This window comes from Streptomyces coerulescens (genome assembly GCF_042657965.1).
Classification (GTDB): Bacteria; Actinomycetota; Actinomycetes; order Streptomycetales; family Streptomycetaceae; genus Streptomyces; species Streptomyces coerulescens.
In genome coordinates this window covers 1-5,939 of the sequence record NZ_JBHSKM010000049.1, presented here as the reverse complement: position 1 = coordinate 5,939, position 5,939 = coordinate 1, and the positions used below count along the sequence as shown (strand labels likewise).

General features: G+C 71.6%; 3 protein-coding genes. All 3 read left to right on the top strand.

All coding sequences use genetic code 11. The features are described 5' to 3' along the window. Nucleotides 1-583: 583 nt before the first annotated feature. On the top strand, nucleotides 584-1,012 hold the full coding sequence (locus ACFPQ9_RS42200; protein ID WP_380865202.1) for a hypothetical protein: 429 nt from the start codon (nucleotides 584-586) through the stop codon (nucleotides 1,010-1,012). Nucleotides 1,013-1,323: 311 nt separating this feature from the next. Beyond that, on the top strand, nucleotides 1,324-1,872 hold the full coding sequence (locus ACFPQ9_RS42195; RefSeq protein WP_380865199.1) for a hypothetical protein: 549 nt from the start codon (nucleotides 1,324-1,326) through the stop codon (nucleotides 1,870-1,872). Between the two features lie 3,066 nt (nucleotides 1,873-4,938). Continuing rightward, nucleotides 4,939-5,922 carry a serine hydrolase gene (locus ACFPQ9_RS42190; protein WP_380865197.1) on the top strand — a complete coding sequence of 328 codons (984 nt, stop codon included), beginning with the start codon at nucleotides 4,939-4,941 and terminating at the stop codon, nucleotides 5,920-5,922. The last annotated feature ends 17 nt before the right edge of the window (nucleotides 5,923-5,939 follow it).

Sequence of the window (5,939 nt, the reverse complement as noted above, 5' to 3'; positions counted from 1 at the left end):
CCCCCCCCCCCCCGAAGCCACCGCTCCACAAACCCGCCCGCTCCTCCTGGCCCGCCCCCTACACGCAGAGGCGGCCGCCCACCGCGGGACACATGCGAGGCGCGGGCCCGCGCATACGCGGAGGTTCTTGCGCCTCACCGCGGTCACGGCGCCGCTTCCCGGCCCGCTCCCCCACCGGCGCGCCCCGCCGCAACGCCGAACGCACCGCCCCCGGCCGGTGCGCGCCCCCCCGGGGGGCGGTGGCAGCGCGACGCGCGAGGCCGGGGTCCTTGACATGCAGTCAGAGGCCGAACGCGCAGGCGGTGTCAACGTCCGACACGCCCCCGGCGCACCGACAGGGTGAACACCGCCCCCCGCATTCACCGACCCGGCCTAAACCGCTCGCCAAGCTGCCCGCCACAACCACATTTTGATGGCACGTCAGAGGGACGCTGGATGGCCGTCAAGAGCCCCCGCATACGTCCGGATGGCCGCTTCGCGTCACACCTTAGAGATCTTCGAGATGCCGTCAGAAAACGCCCTCAGTAGGTTCATTTCCAGATCGGCACAACAGCCGATTTCCCCCGAACAAGGAGAAGACGGAATGCAGAAGCGTACCGCCGCCCTGATCGCCGGCGCCTCGGCAGCCGTGGCCATGACCATCACCGGAGTGACCTACGCCTCCGCGGACGCCTCCCAGTCCGCCCCGGCCGCCCGGGAAGCCGTCCGCCCCGCCTCGGCCCCCCTCGGCGGCGACAGCCACTGGGACCACAAGAAGGACCACGGCTCGATCCAGATCAACGAGCGGCTGTACTCGGAGGACCCGGGAGCCTGCGTCACCGTGACCAACCTGGACGCCCTCGGCAACGGCACCTTCAACATCACCAACGACACCGACAGGGTCGTCGAGTTCTTCAACGGCGTCAACTGCAACAGCGGCAACCCCGCCGCCGTGGTCCTGCCCGGTGACTCCCGCTTCGGAGTCGCCGTCGCTCCCCCCGGCGCCGGCAGCTTCCGCGTCATCGACAACTGAGGCACCCCGCCGGCTGCCCGGCGGACAAGCCACCGTGGGACGCGTCAGTCCCACACCCCGCGCACCTGGAGCCCCGGCCCGCCGTAATCGGGCCGGGGCTTTGGCGCAGCGTATTCCCTTCACGCGGAAACACCCGGCCGGGCCCGTTTCATCCAGGGCGACCACGCCCTGCCGACGCAGAAGAACGCGGGGCATACGGCTGATTGGCGGCCCCTGCGCGCCTTTTGCAGGAGCCACTCGCGTTGCCATTGGAATTGTGCGACCGGCCGGCGGCACTGTGGTGTCACTACCTCCACGAGTGCGGGAGTGCCATGGGTGTGCTGTTGGCGCTGGTCAAAGGACGCAAAATTCCTGCCGGTGCACCACGGATCGACGGCGAACTCGTGCGCCGGCTCGACGCCGGCGCCACACGCGCCCGCTACTGGGTGAAAAGAACCCCCACAGAAGCGGTTCATCTGCTGCGCAGGGCCCGCCTGTACCACCTCGGCGCGGCCGCGCTGAGCATCATCACCGGGCTCCTCGCCTGGCCCGTCATCGCCGACGGCTCCCGCCTCACCGCCCAGATCGTCCTCGCCGCGCTGTCCTGCCTGGCCGCGGTGGCCGTCGCCGCGCCCTACGTCACCGCTCTGCACGACCGCGCCGAGGAAGCCGTCACCCTCTGCGGAACATACGGGGCGCTCTACGGCGAACTGCTCCGCGCACACAGCCAGTTGGGCACGCACACCGTCACACCCGCGCATGCCGCAGAACTCCTCCAGCAACTCGACGACCTGGCCACCCGCACAGACGCCCTCAAACTCACCGCACCAGCCCCCCTCCCCCACCAGACAACCGGCGAACACCCCCCGCCCGGCCGGTGACCGCCCTGCCGACAGCGGCCCCTTCGGACTGCCCGCGTCCGGCCGGCTGCACAGCCACACTGCCTCCCCGCCCTTAGCCTCCGGCGCACCTTCCGCCAGGCCGATGAACGTCACGCAGGCCGGCCGGAAATCCCGGCAGCCACAGCGCCGTACCCGCCCCGCCGCCCGGGGCTGCCGTCACCGACGAGCGCTCTGCCGCAGCGGCGGCACCCGCCGCGCCATATCCCGCACGAGGCCGCCACAGCCGCAACTCCCGACGCGGCCGCCCAGCCGCACCTCACGCAATTGCCCTGCTCATGCCCCCCGGATGACCGGGCCGGCGCGCCCGCACAGGTGCTCCAGGAGCCGAATCCCCCGTCTCACCGTCGCGCGCCGCGCCGACGTCATCCAACCGCCACACGACCGCACAGCAGACGTGCGCGCAGCCCGTCACCTCCCGACCGGCGCATCGGTACCGGTCCCGCTGCTCACCTCACGAAGGACCTCTGCCCGTACGACTGTTCGGGCCTGGGCCGGCGTACGCGCGCAAGACCGCCCGCGTACGCCGCCGGATCCGCCGCCGCTCCCAGCGCGCGGTGAGGTGGCCGGCTCGAGCGCGGTCAGGACGGTCAGTGCGGTCAGCGCGGGTCAGGACGGTCAACGCGGTCAGGACGCCGGCCCGCAGTCCGCTATTCGCTGTTCGCTGTTCGCTGTTCGCTGTTCGCTGTTCGCTGTTCGTCATGGTCGAAGAGTTGTGTCAGCCAGGGCACGTGAGCCCCGCGAGCCGTTCACCGGCCGTGACCGTGACGGCCGGACCCCCCAACCCCCTAACCCGGCCGCCGGCGGGGAATCCCAACCGGCCACACCACCCTGCCCACCCCGCCCGTCCGGCCCGCTTGTCGGCACGCGGCCGGGCCTTTCCGCAGCGGCCGGCCGAAGTAGCCGTCCCCGCGGGAACACCGCGCAGGATCCCCCCCCGGCACACTCTCTCGCCCAAGGGCCAGCACCCCGGGCCGTTTCTCCCGGACCAACGTGCTGCCCGCACCAGGACGGCCGCGACGTTTGAGTCCGGCCCGGCAGATCGTGGCCCTCTCCTCGTGCACGAGGCGGTTCCCCCGCCGGTGTCCGGGTACGGTTGCCGCACCGCCCGCGGGCTGCCGGCGGGAACTGACGGCAGCCCGCAAGGGAGCGCGGCGCCCAGGCGGTCCCCGAGCGCATCCGCCCCCTCGCCGGTGACCCCGAGCCGCAGCCCGGCCCGCGGGCCCTGCGGACCTCATCGGGAAACCGCTCGCCCCCGGCTCCTGCTCACCGTCCGGCCCATGCACGGGGCGTACGCAGCCGTCCGCCGCACCGGGCGGCCGACGAGGGCCTGCCGCCCTGCCGGCCCAGGCGGCCGCCGACGACGGCCCCGAGCCGGGCGGGTGTCCGCCCGAAGTCGCGGACCGCCGCCCTTCCAACGCAGCACACCGGTCCCCGGCCGCGGGGACCGTGCCGCACAACCCGGTCAGCCGCATGCCCGCGCGCCTTTGCGATCACCACGGGGCGGGGGCATAGTGTGAAACGAGCCCAGCCGGGTGTTTCCAGGTGATGGAAATACCCGCGCAGGAACCCGGCCCGATTACGGCGGGCCGGGGTTCTGCGCGGACGCGACGGCAGGACATCCCACACCCCCACAGCGACCTCCTCATGGGGGCGGCGGCCACCGGCACCATCCCCCCCTTTTTTCAGGCCACGCGGGAAACTGCCGCTGACGAAGCCGGTCTTCCCGCGCCCGCCACGGCGAGAAGGGCACCGGCGTCGCAGACACACCCGTGGAAGACCTCAACGCTCCCGCCGGCGCCGGCCGGTGACACCGAAACCGGCGGCGACACCCCAAAGGACCGGGACGCACACCGCCCTCGCACCGTCCGCGTCCGCCCGCCGATCCGGATCCCGCATCACCCTTGCGTGCAGCCCTTCCACTCCCCGGCCGTGGCCGCAGCCGAGAGGAACCGCGCCCGGGCGGACAACTCCACGGACAAACCAGCCAAAACCGGCGCAGACATCAGCCATCCAGGTGACCCTCACGGCCCCTGCCACCGCGGAAAACAGCAGACACAGCAGCGGCGCGCCTTCCCGCCTGCCAGCCCTCCTCCTCCTTCTTCTCCTTCGTCTCCCTTGAGACAGACCGGCCGATCCGCCGATCTGGAAATGAACCTACTGAGGGCCCATTCCCACGGCACCCCAAAGATCACTAACGTGTGACATGCAGCGCCCAACCGGAGGTACACGCAAAGACTCCCCCACCCCTTTGACGGGACGTCAAACAGCGGCCGCCGGAGGCGACTTGAGAGCGGGCTTAGGCCGTGCCGGTGAAACAACCGGCAGGCTTCACCCCGCCGGGACACCCAGGGCGTGTCGGACATTGACACCACCTGGCGAGACAACCGCCGAAAACATGTCAAGAACCGATCCCCCGCGCCGACGGGTCCCGCTCACGGCGCGTACCGCAAGCGGCCCGAAAGCCGGCACGACTGCACCCCCCGGCACCTACGACGGCAAAAGCGGCGGCGGCACAACGGCGGCGGCGGACCCGTGACATCAGCGCAAGCGGACCGCCGGGGGGCGGGCCGCCCCCAAGGGGCCGCGGACCGCTGCCGCCAGGCTGCACCGGGCTCCACCGCGCCGCCCCCTCCCCGCGGGAAGAGGCGCCCACCCGGGGCCGGCCGGGCACCTGAAGGCAAAAACAGGCAAGCGGCACACCGGCCGCGCACGCCGGAATGAAGAGTCACGGGCCCGGCACGGCACCTCGCCCCCGGCGACGCACCCACCCCGAGCAGGCACCGGGCAGCGCCGGGCAGCGGCCCGGCGGTGGCGCCGGGAAGACGCACACGACGGCAGCAGCCAGGCCGGGCCGGGGCGTGCCGGGCCGGGGCGTGCCGGGCCGGGGCGTGCCGGGCCGTACTGGGGGCCGGACGCGTGAGACCGGCCCGCCGCCCGGGGAACCGCCCGCCCGTCCGGGTATCAGATCACCACCACATCCGATTTGCCATATTTTTCTACTGCTTCCCGTCTTTCTCCCACAGAAATACCAAGGCCTGCCCGCCCATGCCCGACGCACCGAACCCGGCACACCCCGCACACGGCCTGCGCGCGCACACGCTCAAGGTCCGCGCCGTATGCGCCGCCACCGCCCTCGCCGCCACGCTCGCCGCCTGTACCCTGGCCGGCCCGCCCACCCGCACACCCGCCCCCGCCGCCCGTGCCGCGGCACCCGCCCCGGGCCCGGCACCGCGCGAGCAACGAGGCGCGACACTCACCCGGGCCCTCAGGCCCCTCCTGCCCGGCGGCAGCACACGGCTGGCCGTAGCGGTACTCGACCTGGACAGCGCCGACCAGGAAATCGCCTCCTACGCAGCGAAAGAACCCTTCGAAACCGCCAGCATCAGCAAACTCGGCATCCTCGCAGCCCTCCTGCTCCAGGCACAGGACAACAAACGCGCACTGACCGCAGCCGAACGCGACAACGCCGAAGAAATGATCCGCACCAGCGACAACGACGCCGCCAGCACCCTGTGGCAGACCATCGGCAAAGCCGAAGGCCTCAACACCGCACACAAACGCCTCGGACTCACCTCCACACACGGCGGCCCCGGCAACCGCTGGGGACTCACCCGCACCACAGCAACCGACCAGATCCAACTACTGCGCGCCATCTTCTCCCCAAGACCCCCAACCACCCGCACACCCCAACCACTCACCCCGCAATCCCGCACCTACATCCAACACCTCATGGCCCGCATCACCCCCGACCAGAACTGGGGCATCTCCGCAGCCGCCTCCCCCGGCTCCCACTGGGCCCTCAAAAACGGCTGGCTCCAACGCACCACCACCAACCACTGGATCATCAACACCACCGGCCAGATCACCGTCCACGGACACCACTACCTCCTCACCATCCTCAGCAACGGCCACACCACCATGAAAAACGGCATCACCCTCGTCGAACACACAGCCAAAGCCGCCATCGGCGCAGCCACCACCCACACCCACCCCTGGCCACACCAACCAACCCGACACAACACAGCCTGACCCCACCCCACCCACCC

Excerpts from the sequence above, each read along its gene's own strand:
- ACFPQ9_RS42200 (WP_380865202.1), top strand. The coding sequence starts at position 584 with ATGCAGAAGCGTACCGCCGCCCTGATCGCCGGCGCCTCGGCAGCCGTG.
- ACFPQ9_RS42195 (WP_380865199.1), top strand. The coding sequence starts at position 1,324 with ATGGGTGTGCTGTTGGCGCTGGTCAAAGGACGCAAAATTCCTGCCGGT.
- ACFPQ9_RS42190 (WP_380865197.1), top strand. The coding sequence starts at position 4,939 with ATGCCCGACGCACCGAACCCGGCACACCCCGCACACGGCCTGCGCGCG.